The sequence below is a fragment of the Rhodopseudomonas sp. WA056 genome (assembly GCF_010906995.1).
Taxonomy (GTDB): Bacteria; Pseudomonadota; Alphaproteobacteria; order Rhizobiales; family Xanthobacteraceae; genus Rhodopseudomonas; species Rhodopseudomonas palustris_G.
In genome coordinates, this window is sequence record NZ_QPFS01000019.1 from 15,499 (window position 1) to 32,261 (window position 16,763).

The 16,763-nt window shown below is 64.5% G+C and carries 13 protein-coding genes and 1 tRNA gene; 5 read left to right on the forward strand and 9 right to left on the reverse strand.

What is annotated here, in order from left to right; all coding sequences use genetic code 11:
- Positions 1–3 precede the first annotated feature (3 nt).
- Both DU475_RS06270 and DU475_RS06275 read left to right on the forward strand, forming a co-directional pair.
- Complete coding sequence (locus tag DU475_RS06270; RefSeq protein WP_164631318.1) at positions 4–2,862, forward strand: SEC-C metal-binding domain-containing protein; 2,859 nt, start codon at positions 4–6, stop codon at positions 2,860–2,862.
- A gap of 219 nt (positions 2,863–3,081) precedes the next feature.
- On the forward strand, positions 3,082–4,245 hold the full coding sequence (locus DU475_RS06275) for a hypothetical protein (RefSeq protein WP_349644160.1): 1,164 nt from the start codon (positions 3,082–3,084) through the stop codon (positions 4,243–4,245).
- 106 nt (positions 4,246–4,351) lie between these two features.
- Here DU475_RS06275 and DU475_RS06280 read toward each other — a convergent pair.
- Positions 4,352–4,428, reverse strand: a tRNA-Arg gene (locus DU475_RS06280).
- Positions 4,429–4,908: 480 nt separating this feature from the next.
- Complete coding sequence (locus tag DU475_RS06285; protein WP_142881804.1) at positions 4,909–5,334, reverse strand: YccF domain-containing protein; 426 nt, start codon at positions 5,332–5,334, stop codon at positions 4,909–4,911.
- A gap of 208 nt (positions 5,335–5,542) precedes the next feature.
- Between DU475_RS06285 and DU475_RS06290 the strand changes: the two genes are divergently transcribed.
- The gene (locus tag DU475_RS06290) at positions 5,543–5,866 is read left to right on the forward strand and encodes a hypothetical protein (RefSeq protein ID WP_164631322.1); all 324 of its coding nucleotides are present in this window, start codon (positions 5,543–5,545) and stop codon (positions 5,864–5,866) included.
- Between the two features lie 32 nt (positions 5,867–5,898).
- Here DU475_RS06290 and DU475_RS06295 read toward each other — a convergent pair whose 3' ends face one another.
- The 3 genes from DU475_RS06295 to DU475_RS06305 form a co-directional block, all read right to left on the reverse strand.
- Positions 5,899–7,491: a gamma-glutamyltransferase gene (locus DU475_RS06295; RefSeq protein WP_164631324.1), complete on the reverse strand. Its 1,593-nt coding sequence runs from the start codon at positions 7,489–7,491 to the stop codon at positions 5,899–5,901.
- A gap of 105 nt (positions 7,492–7,596) precedes the next feature.
- The gene (locus tag DU475_RS06300) at positions 7,597–10,308 is read right to left on the reverse strand and encodes an EAL domain-containing protein (RefSeq protein WP_164631326.1); all 2,712 of its coding nucleotides are present in this window, start codon (positions 10,306–10,308) and stop codon (positions 7,597–7,599) included.
- Positions 10,309–10,526: 218 nt separating this feature from the next.
- Positions 10,527–10,928 (reverse strand): hypothetical protein, encoded by a 402-nt coding sequence (locus tag DU475_RS06305; protein WP_013500726.1) that lies wholly within the window; start codon positions 10,926–10,928, stop codon positions 10,527–10,529.
- A 432-nt stretch (positions 10,929–11,360) separates the two neighbouring features.
- Between DU475_RS06305 and DU475_RS06310 the strand changes: the two genes are divergently transcribed.
- Positions 11,361–11,555: a hypothetical protein gene (locus DU475_RS06310; protein ID WP_013500727.1), complete on the forward strand. Its 195-nt coding sequence runs from the start codon at positions 11,361–11,363 to the stop codon at positions 11,553–11,555.
- Here DU475_RS06310 and DU475_RS06315 read toward each other — a convergent pair whose 3' ends face one another.
- The 4 genes from DU475_RS06315 to DU475_RS06330 form a co-directional block, all read right to left on the reverse strand.
- Positions 11,556–12,821, reverse strand: a complete 1,266-nt coding sequence (locus DU475_RS06315) for an acyl-CoA dehydrogenase family protein (protein ID WP_164631328.1) — start codon at positions 12,819–12,821, stop codon at positions 11,556–11,558. It abuts the gene before it with no gap.
- A gap of 81 nt (positions 12,822–12,902) precedes the next feature.
- A complete protein-coding gene (locus tag DU475_RS06320) occupies positions 12,903–13,244 on the reverse strand; it encodes a cytochrome c552 (protein WP_013500729.1) in 342 nt (113 codons plus the stop codon).
- A gap of 8 nt (positions 13,245–13,252) precedes the next feature.
- A complete protein-coding gene (locus DU475_RS06325) occupies positions 13,253–13,687 on the reverse strand; it encodes a hypothetical protein (protein WP_011156349.1) in 435 nt (144 codons plus the stop codon).
- 193 nt (positions 13,688–13,880) lie between these two features.
- Complete coding sequence (locus tag DU475_RS06330; protein ID WP_142881810.1) at positions 13,881–15,698, reverse strand: putative bifunctional diguanylate cyclase/phosphodiesterase; 1,818 nt, start codon at positions 15,696–15,698, stop codon at positions 13,881–13,883.
- A gap of 177 nt (positions 15,699–15,875) precedes the next feature.
- Between DU475_RS06330 and DU475_RS06335 the strand changes: the two genes are divergently transcribed.
- Positions 15,876–16,718, forward strand: a complete 843-nt coding sequence (locus DU475_RS06335; protein ID WP_164631330.1) for an SDR family NAD(P)-dependent oxidoreductase — start codon at positions 15,876–15,878, stop codon at positions 16,716–16,718.
- Positions 16,719–16,763: the final 45 nt, after the last annotated feature.

Below are 16,763 nucleotides of genomic sequence, written 5' to 3' on the forward strand. Positions count from 1 at the left end.
ATGATGAGCGGGGAGGCAAGGCCAAACGTACTCGATCCGCGCCAGTTGATGCGCATCGAGGCCATGCATCGTGGCTTCCTGTATCAGCACCTCTATCTGGCGAATTGCCTGCTGCGCGCCGCATCGGCCGGCGTCGACAAAATCGTCGTCGAAGGAGACGAGGACGTAGAACTGCATCGGGCGGCCGACTGCTTCTATGTGCAGGTGAAGACGCGCCAGGGACTCCTGGAAGCTGGCGACATCAAGGGCGCGCTTGAACGATTTGCTTTGATCCGGGCGGAGCACGCCGCCGGCGCCCGAATGGGGACGGCGCGCTTCGTTATCGCATCGAATGCAGCCCCCGCGCCGAAGCTCGCTGAGATGCTCGCATCGGCGGATTGGCCGAAGGATGTGGAGGTTCATTGGCCAGGCGGCCCAGTAGCCGCTGACCCGGCGCTCCCCCAACCGCCCATCGATGTGAACGCCGCTGCGTCGGCATGCAGCACGTTCGCGGCGAAGCTGCCATTTGCGATGTTGCGGCCCGATACGCTGACCTGGAAGCTCGCGGGCGCCGCGATGCTCGCGGCATCGGGCACGCCCCCGCGCCGAGATCATGCGTTCCATCGCGATGAACTGCCGACTCTATTTGAGCAGTTGATCGTCCAGATGCAGGACTTTCCTGCGCCGCCGGCCATCTACAGGGCGCAGATCAACGAGCCACCGCTGTCGACCGGAGGACGGGTCAGGGTGCTTTCTGGGCTGTCGGGCGCGGGAAAGACTGCGTGGGTCGCGGAAGCCGCGACGCATCTAGGAACACCAGCCGTCTACCTCGATGTTGGCGAGATGCCCGGGCCGGCGCTGGCATCCGCGGTTGCGCGGGAAGTCGCCGCAAAGCTCTTCGGCCGCAGTCACGGTGTCTTGGGCGAAATTCTCCTGCCGGGTGCGTCGGGCATGGAGACGCTTGGTGCGTTGAACATCAAGCTCGGTCAAGATGGGCTGAGTGTCGATGTCGTGATCGACAATGCTCATCGCCTGACGCCGGCGGACCTGAAACCGATTGTCAATCAGGCGCAGAACATCCGCTTTCTTCTCCTGTGTCAGCCGGGCACCGTGACACAGGAGATCGCCGCACTCCTCGGCGTCGAGCACGAAACGTTGGGTGGTTGGGACGAGGACACTATTGCGGCGGTGGTCGCCGAGGCCGGCTGCGTGGCTGACTATGCGGATTGCGAGCGCTTGTCGCGTCTCACCGGCGGGCTGCCCTACTATGTGTTGAATGCGGCGACCGTCGCGAAGCGCGAATACGATGGACGGATCGCCGCCATCTGCGCGGACGTTGAGGCACAGACGAATCTGGTCGCGACGGCGCAGGAGGTGATCCTCAAGCGGGCCTTCGACACTATGCCCGACCCAATGAAAGAGGTCGTGGCGGCGCTCAGCCTGGCCGACGTTCCCCTCTCGCGAGACGAAGCCAGCGCGTACCTTCAGAAGGCCTGCAAGCTCTCGCGCCAGAGCGCCATCAACTTGCTGCGCCAGCTTCCGGATAGCGGAGCGGTCGAGCTCTTCAGCAATGCCGGTATCAAGGTCCACGACGCGATGCGGCTACTCGGCCGCGCGTACATTGCCGGCCGCGGCGCGGACCATGAACGCGATAGCCGGAAGCTCCTCTCAGCCACGATCATCGAGTCGATCCAGAAGGATTGGAGCATCGCGAAAGTTGCGCTGCTGGTGAGGCTGTTCGGTCAACTTGGTCAGGCGAAAATCCTGGTCGAGTTCGCGACCGACGAGCTGTTCCACGAAATGGGCGTCTGGCGAGAGATCGAGCCCTTTCTGATCGCGATCGCCGAGGATAAGGATGAGGATGCGGAGACGCGCCTTTGGGCTCTCGACGGGCTGGTGTTCAACGATCTGCGCGAAGGTGATGTCGAGCGCGGGCTGAAGCGTATCGACGCGATGCGCGCGCTGCTGGACAGCAACAAGCTCGGGTCAGATGAGTGGTTGGCTTGGGCCATGAAGCGCATGCTGGCCGTGTCGAGCAACGACGATGTCCAGGGCGTTATGGACATGCTTTCCGAAGTCGAAGAGCGCCTTCCAAAAAGTGACCAGCACCATCGCATCTTTCGCTACAACCGAGCCTTGGTAATGTTCAAGCTCGGGGCCTACGACCTCACGCTCCAGGAAACGGAGCGGCTCGGGCAAGAGTATTATGACCTTCTCGGCCTATCGCCGGAGCAGGTCATTGGCAGAAATCCGCCGGCTATCCGGCCGTTGCTGCCCAAGGGTCGGGACAATAGGGACGACCTGAAGCATCTCGCCGACACGCTGGACCTCCATGCACAGGCGCTGCAGCGATCCGGTAGATCATCCCCGTTCGCTCGCATACACGCGATGAAGTTCTACGAGCTTGCCCACGCCCCGCAGTCGGTTATCCGCGTGGGCCAGGATCTGGTGGATGACTTTTGCGTCCACAACGACTTCGAGGGCGCGCGGGACGTCATCGAGAAGACGCTGCTGCCGACCGTCCAGGCATTGAACCTTGTTTCCTGGGTGGTGCCGGTCCGCAGCCAATACGCGGTCGTCCTTGCCTATTCGGGGCAGTTTGACGCCGCCGACAATGAAATGCGCCGACTTGCGCCCTATGAGGCCGGCCTTAGTCCCGCCGGCAGGGGCGAGTTGCAGGATCAGCGCCGCCTCATTGCGAGCCTGCGTCGGTCCGGCCCACCCCCGCAGAGAAAGGTCGTCATCCCTCCGGCAGTGAAGGAGCTTCTCGCGGCCCGCAACGAGCAAGCGGCGCCACCCCAGCAGCGTCGGACCAAAATCGGTCGAAATGAGCGGTGCCCGTGTCAGTCAGGCCGGAAATACAAGCATTGTCACGGCCGATGATCGGCGACGGAATCCCCCAGCATTGAACGTTCCCGTAAATCGCTATTTCCTTGATGAAAGCGGTCATTGTGGCGATCTCGCCTCGGCGAGCCAGCGCTCGGACTCGCTAAGCACAACTCTCAAGTGAGTGGCGCGCCGGAGTTATCGTCCTTCACATCTTCCCGTCGTATCCTGCGGCCACCAAGTGCTGAAGGGGGGATAGCTATGGAGGACTTACCAGTGCACCAAAAAGCGCGGCATGTGAGCCGCGAAGAACTCTACACGCTGGTCTGGCAGAGACCGATGAGCCGTCTCGCGGAAGAGTTCGGGATCAGCGGCAATGGACTTGCCAAGATATGCGACAGGATGGACGTGCCATATCCACCACGCGGCTATTGGGCCAAAAGGGAAGCGGGCAAGCCGGTCGTTGTATTCAAGCTACCACCTCGCAGGGACGGCATCCCGCAGGTGACGGATATTTACCCTACGCCCCCCAAGCCCGCGCCGTTACCGGAAGCCGAGAGGTCCGCGACGGTTGCGGCTGCGAAGGTAGAAGCCATTGCCGTGCCGGATGGCCTGGATGACCTTCATCCACGCGTGAAGGCGTGGATTGTGGAGCACAAGAGACAGCAGAAAGAACACGAACAAGAGAGCAAACGGCGAAGGCACGAAACCTGGTGGACGCCCCGAATGCTCCCCGATCTGACCGAACGTGATCTATATCGTTTCCGGGTCACGAGCGCGATTTTTACGGGTGTCGAGAAAGCTGGCGGCAAAATTGATAAGTCGCCGATGACAGGAAGGGTGACCTTCGGGATTGCGAACCACGCCGTTGAATGCTCGATCGTAGAGAAGTTAGTGAAGTCGCTTAAGCAGCGCGACGAAACACGGAAGTGGACAGCCTATCCCGACCACCATCAATCCGGTCTCGACTCGTCAGGCTTCCTGCGCGTGTCGATCACTACGTACCTGGACGGCCGGCAGCCTCAATGGATCGAAAGCCAGAAGACAAAGATTGGCGACATCCTGCCTGAGATCGTCGGTACCATCATGGCAGCGGGACCGATCCTAGAACAGCAGAAGCTCGAACGAGAGGAACGGGAGAAACGGTATCGGGAGGAAGAAGCGCGACGCTACGAGGCCAGACGCCTCAAGGAAATCGACGACAAACGCTGGAATAAGCTTTGCGAGCTTGCAGCCAATTGGGAACAGCGCGGTAGATTCGTTGTATTTCTAGCTGAAGTGGAGAAGCGCGCCTTCGACGAAGGTGACATCGTCGTCGGGGACAGCCCGTTGAGCGATTGGATCGCATGGGCAAAAGAACGGGCCGAGGCGCTCGACCCGCTTCGTCGGGGCGCAGCTGGGATTTTCGATACGATTTCAAAGGTTTCGCAATGGTCATGAGGGAGGAGCGCCATACCGACGCGAGCGGCAGGCAGCCAGCTGATCGCACATTGTCACGGAAGCGCTGTTTGTGCAGGCGGATAAGTTCGAATCTTCGACGGTGAAATGGCGCGCCCGACACGATTCGAACGTGTGGCCTCCACCTTCGGAGGGTGGCGCTCTATCCAGCTGAGCTACGGGCGCATTTCACTTCGCTTAATCCCATCGACCTCCGGCGGTCAACGGATTCAAACACCTTCAACCGAGCCTCTCGTTCCAAGCGTCCAACGCATCGTGCTGGTACTCGCTACGCCACGCGCTTGTTCGCTGCTCTTCTCTGAAAACTGCTTACGCGGTGCTTACGCGAAGAATTTTCCAGATGGGGCACCTAACCGAGAGAACGTCAACCTACTGAAACTTGTTGCCTTTTTCCTCTTCCTTCCAAACCATATTCCCTTGACATCAGCCTTCGGAGGGCAACGCTCTATCCAGCTGAGCTACGGGTGCGTGCCCCGTTCCTGTAGCCGATCGCAGGGGGATCGGCAACGGGAGAGAAAAGTGAAATTCTTTCAAGGGGGAAGGCCCCCTCAGGCGGCGGCCGCATGTTCGAATCGTGTCGGGCGCCCCGAACTCAGGCGCGCCAAGCGGCCCAGGCGTGCCGCGACGTAGCTTGCCCAGGCCGCTCTACATCCTTGTGCCAAAGTCGTCGATCGGGACGATGACCTTGCCGATCGGCCACAGCGCGATGCCGGCCAGCTTCAGGTGGGCCCAGGCGAACGGGATGCCGATGATCGTCACGGCGAGCAGCACGGCTGTGACGACGTGCCCGATCGCCAGCCACCAGCCCGCGAACACCAGCCAGATGATGTTGCCGATCACCCCGAGCGGGCCGGTGCCGATGTCTTCGCGGCCGGTGACGGCTTCCCTGGGCACAGCGGTCTGGCCGAACGGAAACAGCGTGTAGACGCCGATACTGAAGGCCGCGCGTGCCCACGGCAGACCGATGATCGTGATTGCCATGATGACTGCCGCAACCGCCCAGCCGACCGCCATCCAGAAGCCGCCGAGCGCGATCCAAAGGATATTCAGCAGAAGCGAGACGGGAGACATGGCCAATCCTTCCGGAAAACGATGTTCGTTTCAACGTCTGCGTCGTGCCCCGGCAAGATCGCAGTCGGCTCGGGAATCATGCCGAGCATCGTGGCCCGGCAGGCAGATGTCCACAGCCGGTTCCCTAAGCCCGAAATCGCCATTATGGCGGCGAATTGCGGTCAAAGCTGCGGGGTATCGGCAATCCTCGTTCACGAGGAATCGCGACTTGCCCTACACCATCACAGCCATTCGACAAGACGAGAAGATGCGCTGCGTGCGCGACAGCGCGCTGATCGCGCTGGCCAAGGCGCGGATTTGGGAGAGCGAGGGCTGGGACGTGGTTGTCGCCGGCGAAGACGGCCGCACGTTCGGCACCGCCCAGCTCGATGCTCATGTGGCGGCGTATCGGTCGCTCGATGGCGCGGAGCTTGGCATCGACGACGATGATCTGATCGGGCCGAAGCCGATGAAGGTGCCGGCGCAGAGGTCGCGCGCCGAGCGCACGACGACTGCGCGTGCTCGGTCGGCGCCCGAGGCGATGCCTGCCTAAGTTTGCTGCGCGCGGACGAAGTTCGTGCCGCTTTAGCCTTCCGCCACGGCGTCGCCCCACGGCTGGGCGATTTCGGTCGCGCCGCTGTTGCTGCTGCCCTGCCGCAGCACCACGCTGGGGCAGGCGAATTTCATCGGGAAGCTCTGCACCCGCGCCTCTTCGTAGTCGAACTGCCGGCGCAGCGCTTCGCGCGTCGCAGCCGGCAGGCGTACGTCGCCGATCACCACCTCGCCTTCGCTGGCGTCGATCCGCGGCTGGTGGATCGCGGCGTCGAGGTCCATGCCATAGTCGATCACGAACGACAGGATCTGCGCCACCGCCGGCAGAATGCGGCGGCCGCCGGAGGCGCCGAGCGCCAGCCTGCGGCCGTCCGGCGCCTGCGCCAGCACCGGCGTGTAGTTGGTCAGGCAGCGCTTGCCGGGCGCCAGCGAGTTCGGCCGGCCCGGCTCGGGATCGAACCACATGATGCCGTTGTTCATCATGATGCCGGTGTGCGGCGTTTCGAATTTCGAGCCGAAGGTCGACAGCAGCGTCTGCGTCACCGCCGCCATGTTGCCGTCGCGGTCGACCACCGAGAAGTGCGTGGTGCAGGCCGGCGCCAGATGCTCGGCGCCGAGGGCGCGGCGGCCGTCGGCGTCGCCCATGTCGCGCAGCCGCTCTGCATAGGCCGATTGCAGCGCCAGCGCGTAGGCCTGATAGGCCGCGGCGTCGGGCTCGCTGCCGGCCGGCGTCAGGCTGTTGCCGAGCACCCGCAGGGTGTGGGCGAGAGTCGGACCGGCGGTCAGCTCAGGTGTCGCGAACACCTTGCCGCCGCGATACGGGATCGTCAGCGGTGCGCGCATTTGGGCGCGGAAGCCGGCCAGATCCTCGATCGACAGCGTCCCGCCGTCGGCCTGGATGTCGGCGGCGAGGCTGCGCGCCAGATCGCCCTCGTAGAAGTCGCGCGGCCCCTGTTCGGCGAGCTGCGCCAGCGTCGCCTGCAGCCGGTCCTGCGGCAGCACGACATTCGATTTGATGCCCCAGGGGGCGTGCGGCGGCAGACCGTCGACCAGATACGACGCGGCGCTGGCCTGGTAACACCGCAGATCGGCCGCGACGCTGCCGATCATCAGCGTGGTCCACCAGTCGACCGTCAGGCCGTCGCCGGCGAGCGCGACGCTGGGCGCCACCAGATCGCGCCACGGCAGCCTGGCGTAGCGGCGGTGCGCCTCCTCCATGCCGGCGACGACGCCCGGCACCGCGACCGCGGCTGGGCCGTGGATGTTGCGGTCGTCCTTCACCCGCGGCCACGGAAACAGATCGGACGCCGCTCCGGCGCCGGTCAGCGGATAGTCCTCGACCCGCAGGCTCTGCGGCGCCCGCATGCCGTAGTCGATCACCTCGGTGCGGTCCTCTTCGGCACGATACAGCACCATCGCGCCGCCGCCGCCGATGCCGCTCATCCACGGCTCGACCACACCGAGCGCGAACGTCGTCGCGATCACCGCGTCGATGCAATCGCCGCCGGCCGCCAGCACGCCGGCGCCGATCTCGGCCGCCCGGCGCGACTGCGCCGCGACGATGCCGCCGGTGGCGGTGATCACGGGCTTGCGGATGTGCTGCAGATTGCTGAATTGGTCGGTCATGCGCAGGCTTTCGCTGGGAGGGACGACACGCGGCGAGGGGACCGGCACCGGCGAGTGTAGGGCCTGCTGCGAGCGGCTGCTACGACGCAGAAGCAGCCATGCTCGTCAAGCGGCGCAGGTTGAGAGGTGCGAGGTGAGCAACTTGCGGAACGCAGGGGCAGGCACCGCCGGGCTGAACAGCCAGCCCTGCATCTGGGTGCAGCCGAGCACGCTCAGGATCTCGCGCTGCCGCTCGGTCTCGACGCCCTCGGCGGTGGTGGTCATGTGGCGCGCCGCCGCGATGTTGACCACCGCCTGCACGATCGCGGTCGACCCGTCGGTGGTGTCGATGGCATCGACGAAGCTGCGATCGATCTTGATCTTGTCGAACGGGAAACGCTGCAGGTAGCTCAGCGACGAATAGCCGGTGCCGAAATCGTCGAGCGAGATCCGAACCCCGAGGGCACGGAGCTGGGTCAGCGTCGACAGCGCCGCGTCGTCGTCGTGGATCAGCACCGCCTCGGTGACTTCGAGCTCGAGCCGGTTCGCCGGCAAGCCGGACGCGCCGAGCACCGAGGCGACCAGCAGCGCCAGCGACGGTTGGCGGAACTGGACCGGTGAGATGTTCACCGCCAGCGTGATGTCGGCGCTCCATTTCGCCGCCTCGGCGCAGGCGGTCGCCAGCGTCCAGGCGCCGATCTCGTTGATCAGGCCGGTGTCCTCGGCGATCGGGATGAATTCGGCGGGCGAGATCATGCCGCGGCTGGGGTGCCGCCAGCGCAGCAGCGCTTCGCAGCCGGTGATCGCGCCGCTGCGCAGATCGACCAGCGGCTGGTAGTGAATTTCGAAGCCGCGCTTGCCGACCGCGCCGCGCAGGTCGAATTCGAGCTGGCGGCGCGCCTTGGCGACCGCATCCATTTCCGGCTCGAAGAACCGGAAGGTGCGCCGGCCTTCGGCCTTGGCGCTGTACATCGCGAGGTCGGCGTTCTTCACCAGTTGGTCGAGATCGGCGCCGTCGCGCGGCGCGATCGCGATTCCGATCGATGCGTCGGTGGACAGATGGTGGCCGAGGCACTGATACGGCAGGCGGATCGATTCATAGATCCGCTCGATCAGCGTGGTGACGTCGTCGGCGCCGCTCACCGCGATCTGGATGATGGCGAATTCGTCACCGCCGAGCCGGGCGACGAAATCGGTCTCGCGGACGCAATCGCGCAGTCGGACCGCGACCTGCTTCAACAGTTCGTCGCCGACCGGATGGCCGAGGGTGTCGTTGATATTCTTGAATTCGTCGATGTCGATGTACAGCAGCGCGAACGGCGCACCGCGGCTGGCGCGCTGCAGTTCATTCTCCAGCCGCTGCCGAAACATGCTGCGATTCGGCAGATCGGTGAGGCTGTCGAAATGCGCCAGATAGGAAATCTTCTCGGCGTAGCGTGTGCGCTCGGTGACGTCCTCGTGGGTGATCACCCAGCCGCCGCCGGGAACCGGGACGCTGGAGAACTCGATCGAACGGTCGAGAATGCTGTGGACCTCGGAGACCTTTCGGCTGGACAGCTTGTCGATCAGGTCTGCGGTGATGTTGTCGACATTGCCGTAGAGGGATCCGGTCGCCTTGCGGTGTTCGAGCACGTCGCGCAGGGAGCAGCCCGGCTTCACGATGGCCGACGACAGCCCGTACATGTCCAGATAGCGCCGATTGCACACCACCAGCCGCGCCTGCGCGTCGAACAGCAACAGGCCCTGGGACATGTTGTTGATCGCGGTGTCGAGACGTTGCTTGTCGAGCTTCAGCCGTTCCTGGGTCGCGCGATGGTGCTTGCCGATCTGGTTGATGATCAGCAGCAGGATCACCGTCACCACCAGCGCCGAGACAGCGGCAACCGAAACCATCAGCCGGGTTTGCGTGCGCCAGCTCGCCAACGCGTCTTCGATGGTCGTCGTGGTGATCATCACGATAGGTAGTTGGTCGAGCGCATGCGACGCCACCAGGCGATCCTGACCGTCGACCGGACTCGGCAGCCGGGCGGTGGTGTCTTGGTCGAACATCGCCTGTTGCAGCGCCGGCCCGTCGCGGAAGTTGCGACCGATCATGCCTTCGGCATAGGGGTGGCGCGTCAGCAGGGTGCCGTCGCTGTGGTGGATCGAAACGGCGGAGTCGCCGATCAGCGAGACCTGCGACAGGAATCGGTCGAAATGAACCGGCGTGATCGCGCGAGAGACGACGCCGAGAAACTCGCCGTCCGCATTGCTCAGTCGCTGCGCCAGCACGATCGTCCAGCCGCCCGCCAGCGCATCGTGCTCCAGTGCGACCGTCGGGCGTTGCGTGGCGCCGGTCTTGTGGTCGAGGAAGTAGGGGCGTTCGGCGATCGAAGCCTCGGGGACCGGCCACACGTCGGACGCGTTGATCAGGTGCCCTTTGGCATCGAAGATCTTCAGCGCCGTAATCTCGGTCGCGCCCCTGGCGCGGGACCGCAACGTCTGGTGCATCGCCAGCGTCGACATCGCGCCGCTGAAAGCCTCGGCCGAAGGCTCCGGTGATTGTCTGGCCATCGCGACGATGTCGTGCTGCATCGCCATGAAGTCGTCGATCTCACGATCGTAGTGCAGCGCCAGCAACATCGCGGTGTTGGCGAGTTCGCGTTCGCCGTTGCGCAGCGCCTTTTCCTTGAAATTGTTGACGGTCAGAACCGTGGTGATGGCGATCCCCGCGATCAGGATGGCGCCACTCAGGATCAGCCACAGAATCGGGCGATGATGGAGCGCCCCGACGAAGGGCAATCGCTCGCTGACGTCCGCTGGGGGGAAGGCCGGATCCTGGGGCCGGAAGCTCTGCATCCGGTAAGAACTACCGGACACAGATGAGAGGCTGGTTAGCAATCACGGTAAGCGAAACTTGAATCCGGCGGCTTGTCTTGATCAATTTTGCTCGCAGGCGTGGTGTCGCGTCGGCCCGCCGGGACGTCCCGATGAAAAAAAAGGGCCGGCGGTACGATCTCCGCCGGCCTGTCAACAGCTACGGTCGAGCGCGGATCGGGCGATCCGATCGCCGACGATCAATTGATCGGAGTGCCCGGTCGCGGCGCAGAGGCGCTGTTGGCACGATAGACCTCGAACACGCCCCAGGCGGCGGCGGCGATGTACACCAGCGCCACCAGATTGCGCGGCAGGATCATCGCCAGCGCGATCAGTGCGACCGCGGTGGCGCAGGCCTTCACCAGCTTGTTCTCGTCGGCGAAGATCAGCTTGAAGCGATCCCAGTTGTCGACCTTCAGCGGCAGCTCCAGGGTCTGCAGGCCGAATTTCTCCCACGCGCCCTTGAAGCCGAGTTCGCGCGCCCACAGCAGGAACAGCGCGACCAGGAAGGCGACGATCGTGACGACGGCGGCAGGTGGGCCGCCCGCATAGCCGATCACGACCACGAGGGCGATTGCGAAAGCACCGATCCAATATTGCATTGATTTACCTATTGTCACCCGGCGCTCGCGGGTGCCCCTTCAGGTTCGTCCACGCGCGCGTCGCCGCGGGTGGGGTGGAAGAACGGTCAGGCACGCGCACGCTGCCGCGGAGGTCGTCGTCCTCGATGTGCGTCACGATCGCCTGCGCGAAACGGCCGGCGCGCGCCGATTCCTAACTCCGTTGAAATAAGACAAATGAGAAACGCCCGCCAGTCAGGCGAATTGCTGACAGCGCTGCTCGCCCCGCGGTGGTGACCAAAAGTCGCGTCCGGGTCCTCGCCGTGCGGCGCTACGCGTGGTTGGTATCGTGAGGCCTTCCTTCCGGGGCGTCTACGTCTTTCGTCGCAGCGGCATCGGTATTCTTACCAGCGGTCGACTTAATGACTGCGTAACGACGACCGCGAATAGTCGAGCCCGAGGGGGAGAATACCCATGCTGCAGACGCTCGAAACTACGGATTTGAAAGAAGCCCGCCGGTCGCGAATCGCGCAGTTCAGCGGTCGGGCGGCGACCTTGAAGGTCGGCGGATCTTCGGTGACTGGCATCGTCCGCGCCGTCAAGGAAGACAAAACCGGCGAGAAGCCGCGCTGGATCGTCACGGTTCTGTCGCAGCCGCCGCGGCGCTGATCAGTCGCACTGCAATTGCGCCGGCGGAACGAAGTGGTGAGCGTTCTGGCCCGCCAGCGTCTTCGCTCTCGCCAGCTCGGCGCGCGCCACCACCCGCAGATGCACTTCATCCGGCCCATCCAGGAACCGCATCGCCCGTCCCCAGGTCCATAGATAAGACAGCGGCGTGTCCGGCGTCAGCCCCATCGCCCCGAACACCTGCATGGCGCGATCGACGATCCGCGTCTGCAGCCGCGCCGCCACCACCTTGATGGCCGAGACGTCGATCCGCGCTGCCGCATTGCCGTCGCGGTCCATGCGGTGGGCCGCCTGCATCACCAAGAGCCGGGCCTGATCGATCTCGAGCCGCGATTCCGCAATCCAGTCCTGCACGTTGGCGAAGTCGGCGAGGTGCCTGCCGAATGCCTCGCGCTCCAGCGCCCGCTCCGCCATCAGTTCCAGCGCGACTTCGCATTGTCCAATGGTCCGCATGCAATGATGCACCCGGCCGGGTCCGAGCCGATCCTGCGCCAAGCGAAAGCCCTTGCCTTCCTCGCCGAGCAGATTTGCGGCCGGCACCCGGACGTTGCGGAACACCAGCTCGCAATGCCCTTCCGGCGAATGATAGTGCATGATCGGAATATTGCGGATGATCGACAGGCCCGGCTTGTCCATCGGCACCAGCAGCATCGAGTGTCGCTCGTGCGAGGTCGGCGGCAGGCTGTCGTTCGACACGCCCATCACGATCGCCAGCTTGCAGTTCGGATGCGCCGGGCCGGTGATGAACCATTTGCGGCCGTTCACCACGTAGTCGTCGCCGTCGCGTGTGATGGTGGTGCGGATGTTGCGTGCGTCGGAAGAGGCCGCGTCGGGTTCGCTCATCGCGAAGCAGGACCGGATCTCGCCGATCAGCAGCGGGTCGAGCCACCGCGCGCGCTGCTCCGGCGTCGCCGCCAGATGTAACAGCTCCATGTTGCCGGTGTCGGGCGCATTGCAGTTGAAAACTTCCGACGCCCAATGCACCCGGCCCATGATCTCGGCCAGCGGCGCATATTCGACATTGCAGAGGCGCTGGCCGGGATCCTCGTCGCGCAGGCCCGGCAGAAACAGATTCCACAGATCCTCGGAGAACGCCTTCGACTTCAGTCGCTCGATCAGGTCCAGCGGATAGCGCCCGGCCGCCACTTCGCGATGCCAGGCGACATTGGCGGGCTCGACGTGGAAGCGCATGAAGTCGGAGAGCTGCGCGCGCAGCCGCTGCACCTTGTCGCTGTGATCGAAATCCATCTACGGGCTCTCAGGCGGGAAGGACGGCGGTGCAATCCGCCGAAGCCGGCGGCGTCGGGGCGGGGCGTCGCGACGCCCGCATCAATTGCGCTTCAGGCTGAGGATGTACTGCACGATCTCGGCGGCGTCGCCGGGCGCGATGATCAAGTTCGGCATGTTGGTGTGGTTGGAGCGAAGGAACACGTTCAGCGACAGCGCCGTGGTCGACGGCAGATTGGCGATCCGCTCGAACGCAGGGCCCTTGCCGTCGCGCATGTCGCCGGCTTCGATGGCGTGGCACTCCGCACACCATCCGGCGGCCAGTCTGTGACCGGCCGAACTGCCGTCCGGCACCGCGCCCTCCGCCCGGTGCTGCCGGGCCACCAGCAGTACCGCCACGATCAGAACGCCGGAGATCAGCAGCCGAGCCCGCCCGTGCGACATCGTCGCGCTTAGTGGCGAACGGTGCCGGGTGCGACGTGGAAGTCCTTGTCCAGCGCGTCGAGCGTCACCTTGTTGGCGCAGTACGCCTGATAGTGCTCGGCGAGCGAACCGTCGGCGATATCGTGATCGCATTCGGCCTTGTGACGGCACAGCGCGCATACCCGCTCGAGGTCGCGCATCACCAGCGGCTGGGCGCGGGCGATCGCGTCCTCGTCGATGCCGAGGACTTTCAGGAGCTGCGGCAACTCTTCGACCTTGTGCGGACCCTGACGGACCAGCTCGTCGAGGTCGGAGGCGGTGACGCCGAGGTCGTGTGCGATACGGCCGAATTCCGCGGAGTCGAACTGACACATTTCGACGACTTCACGCCGGTGCTTCAGCCAGTCGGCGAAGGTTTCGAGAAGCCGGTCGACGAGCGGATAGGGGCGGCTATGGGCAGGCATTTCGCCCTCCAGGATGTCTGACGGTGGCGGTACAATCGCCGAACGCTTCCCGAATCACATTGCGATAGATCAAGCAAACCGCCCTCGGAAATCACCGGAGGTGAGAGCGCCGCCGAGCTAACAAATCAGTTGGATGTTCGCTGTGCGGAATAAGCTCCCGCATCGCTACGCGCGGTGTCGCTGATCGCTTCGCTCAGCGCCGCGCGTAGGTGGCGCGGCTCAGCGTGTGGCGAGCCTGTTCGAGGTGGCGGCCGGGAGCCTCGGGGCGGGCGCTGGTGTAGGACGTTGCCGTCGGTCGTAGTTCCTCGAGGAAGATCGGTTTCGAGTAGTAATAGCCCTGTGCGTAGCGGATGCGGGTCATCGCCTGCAAGTAAGCGAGCTCCTCGAACGTCTCCAGCCCTTCGGCGATCACCGTCATGCCGAGCGCTTCGCTGAGCGATTCGATCGCCCGCAGGATTCCCTGGCTGCGGGGGCGTTTGTGGATGTCGGTGATGAACGAACGGTCGATCTTGATCTCGTCGGCGGTGATGTCGGCGAGCGCCGACAGCGACGAATAGCCGATGCCGAAATCGTCGATCGAGATTCCGACGCCGATCCGGCGCAGCATCGGCAGAATCTCTTTCTGAAAATGCGACTTTGCGACGAACGCGTCCTCGGTGATTTCGACCATGAACCGCGTCGGGCATTCGGTCGCGGCCAGCGCCGCGCAGAACGAGCGCATGAAGTCCGGCGAGCCGGCCTGTCTGGCGGCGACGTTGACGCTGATGCTGGCGCGCTCGCCGAATCTGTCGTTGATCAAGTCGATCGACTTCATAATCTCGCCGAGCACCAGATGGGTGAGTTCGTCGATCAGGCCGAGTTCGACCGCGAGATCGACGAACGTCCCCGGCGCCTGGATCACGCCGTTGTCGTTGCGTAGCCGGACCAGGGCCTCGATGCCCTTGATCTCGTTGGTGCGGATGTCGACCTTGGGCTGGAACGCGCAGCAGAATCGCTTGTCGAGAATGGCCTGGCGCAGCGACTGCTCCAGCGCCATCCGCTCGAGCGCTTCGTGCTCCATCGCGGCGGTGAAGATTGCGGTGGCTCCCTTCGCCTCGCTCTTGACCCGGTACATCGCGATGTCGGCGTTCTGCCGCAGCGCCTCATAACTGCGGCCATGGTCCGGATACAGGCTGACGCCGATCGACGCCGAGGCGAACACTTCCGAGCCGTCGATGTAGAAAGGCGCCTTCAATCGCTGCAACAGGAACTCGATGTGCTCGGCGACTTCCGCCTCGCTGGTGATGGGATCGAGCAGCAGCAGGAACTCGTCGCCGCTGATCCGCGACAGCACGTCGGTCTCGCGCAGTTCCAGCGACAGCCGCTTGGCGATCCCGACCAGCAGCGCGTCTCCGACCGAATGGCCGTAGTAATCGTTGATGTGCTTGAAATTGTCGACGTCGAGAAACGCCACCGCGAAATGCTGCGGTTGCGGCTCCTCGAGCAGCGCGGTGACGTGGCGCTCCATCACGGAGCGATTGGGCAGGCCGGTGAGTTCGTCGTAATAGGCGCGCCGGAACAGCTCGTCCTCGATCGCCTTCTGGTCGGTGACGTCGAGCGAGCTCGACAGCAGCAGCTTTCGGCCGGCGATTTCGAACGGCTTGTGCGCGGTCAGCAGCGCGCGCGCGGTTTCGCCGAACGCGATGCGTTCCTCCCGTGTGCCGGATCGGCCTTGCGCCAGCAGCGCGGCGCCGTCGGTGCGGCGGCGATCGAGTTGCGGATTGCCGGTGGCGGCCTCTGCGGGTGCGATCCGGTATTGCGTCGCGGCGGCATCGTTGACGAAGATGAACCGGCCTTGCTCGTCCTGCACGGTGACGGCCGAGGGCAGCGCGCGCACGATCTCCTTGAACAGTCGCAGCTCCGCCGCGTCGGGGCCGGCCACCGCATCGGAAGGAGCCGCGGCAAGCGTCTCATCGTTCTCGGCGACGCCGGTCGCCGCGTTCGAGGGAGAGATTGGTTCGGCGCTCGTCATGCGCGCGAAGGATGGCGAGGTCCGCTGTAATAATGGTTAAGTGCAACCGTCAATGCCGGTACGATGCTGCATCCCTTGGGGATTTGAATCGCAGTCGAGTATTTGTCATTAACAGAGTATCAACATCCACAACGAAAATGGCGGCAGGCGATCCCTGCCGGATCAGGGAGAGGCGAAATGGGACGGCTCGACGGTAAGGTGGCGGTGATCACCGGCGCGACCAGTGGAATCGGTTGGCGGACCGCGGAGGTATTCGTCGCCGAAGGCGCCAGGATCGTGGTCGCGGGGCGCCGGGTCGCCGAAGGCGAGGCGCTGGCGGCGCAGCTCGGCTCGTCCTGTGTCTTCAAGCAGACCGACGTCGCCGACGAGGCCCAGGTGCAGGCGCTGATCGGCACCGCGCTCGACCGGTTCGGGCGGCTCGACTGCCTGTTCAACAACGCCGGCGGCCCGGCGCAGACCGGCGGAATCGAAGGTCTCGAGGTCGATCGCTTCGATGCGGCGATGGCGACGCTGGTGCGCAGCGTGATGCTCGGCATGAAGCACGCTGCGCCGGTGATGAAGAAGCAGGGCTCCGGCTCGATCATCAACAACGGCAGCATCGCCGGCCGGCTCGCCGGGTTCTCGTCGTCGCTGGTGTACGGCGCCGCCAAGGCGGCGGTGAACCACTTCACCAAATGCGTGGCGATGGAGCTCGGCGAATCCGGCGTCCGCGTCAATTCGATCTCGCCCGGTGCGATCGCCACCGGGATCTTCGGCAAGGCGCTCGGGCTGACCACCGATGCGGCCGAAAAGACCGCGGCGGTCATGCGCGAGATCTACAAGACCGCACAGCCGATCCAGCGTGCGGGGATTCCGGACGATATCGCCTACGCAGCGGTGTTTCTCGCCAGCGACGAGTCGGCCTTCATCAACGGCCACGACCTCGTGGTCGACGGCGGCATCACCGGTGGCCGCAACTGGACGGCGCAGCAGCAGGGCTACGTCGCGCTGCGCAAGGCGTTCGATCACGGCGAGGGGTGAGATAACGGCGAAGAACGCGCCCGTCATTGCGAGGAGCAAAGCCGA

Bases quoted from the DNA above. Each gene is read 5' to 3' on its own strand.
- DU475_RS06320 (WP_013500729.1), bottom strand. From the start codon at position 13,244: ATGTCGCACGGGCGGGCTCGGCTGCTGATCTCCGGCGTTCTGATCGTG.
- DU475_RS06325 (WP_011156349.1), bottom strand. From the start codon at position 13,687: ATGCCTGCCCATAGCCGCCCCTATCCGCTCGTCGACCGGCTTCTCGAA.
- DU475_RS06300 (WP_164631326.1), bottom strand. From the start codon at position 10,308: ATGCAGAGCTTCCGGCCCCAGGATCCGGCCTTCCCCCCAGCGGACGTC.
- DU475_RS06305 (WP_013500726.1), bottom strand. From the start codon at position 10,928: ATGCAATATTGGATCGGTGCTTTCGCAATCGCCCTCGTGGTCGTGATC.
- DU475_RS06285 (WP_142881804.1), bottom strand. From the start codon at position 5,334: ATGTCTCCCGTCTCGCTTCTGCTGAATATCCTTTGGATCGCGCTCGGC.
- DU475_RS06310 (WP_013500727.1), top strand. From the start codon at position 11,361: ATGCTGCAGACGCTCGAAACTACGGATTTGAAAGAAGCCCGCCGGTCG.
- DU475_RS06315 (WP_164631328.1), bottom strand. From the start codon at position 12,821: ATGGATTTCGATCACAGCGACAAGGTGCAGCGGCTGCGCGCGCAGCTC.
- DU475_RS06335 (WP_164631330.1), top strand. From the start codon at position 15,876: ATGGGACGGCTCGACGGTAAGGTGGCGGTGATCACCGGCGCGACCAGT.
- DU475_RS06270 (WP_164631318.1), top strand. From the start codon at position 4: ATGAGCGGGGAGGCAAGGCCAAACGTACTCGATCCGCGCCAGTTGATG.
- DU475_RS06295 (WP_164631324.1), bottom strand. From the start codon at position 7,491: ATGACCGACCAATTCAGCAATCTGCAGCACATCCGCAAGCCCGTGATC.
- DU475_RS06330 (WP_142881810.1), bottom strand. From the start codon at position 15,698: ATGACGAGCGCCGAACCAATCTCTCCCTCGAACGCGGCGACCGGCGTC.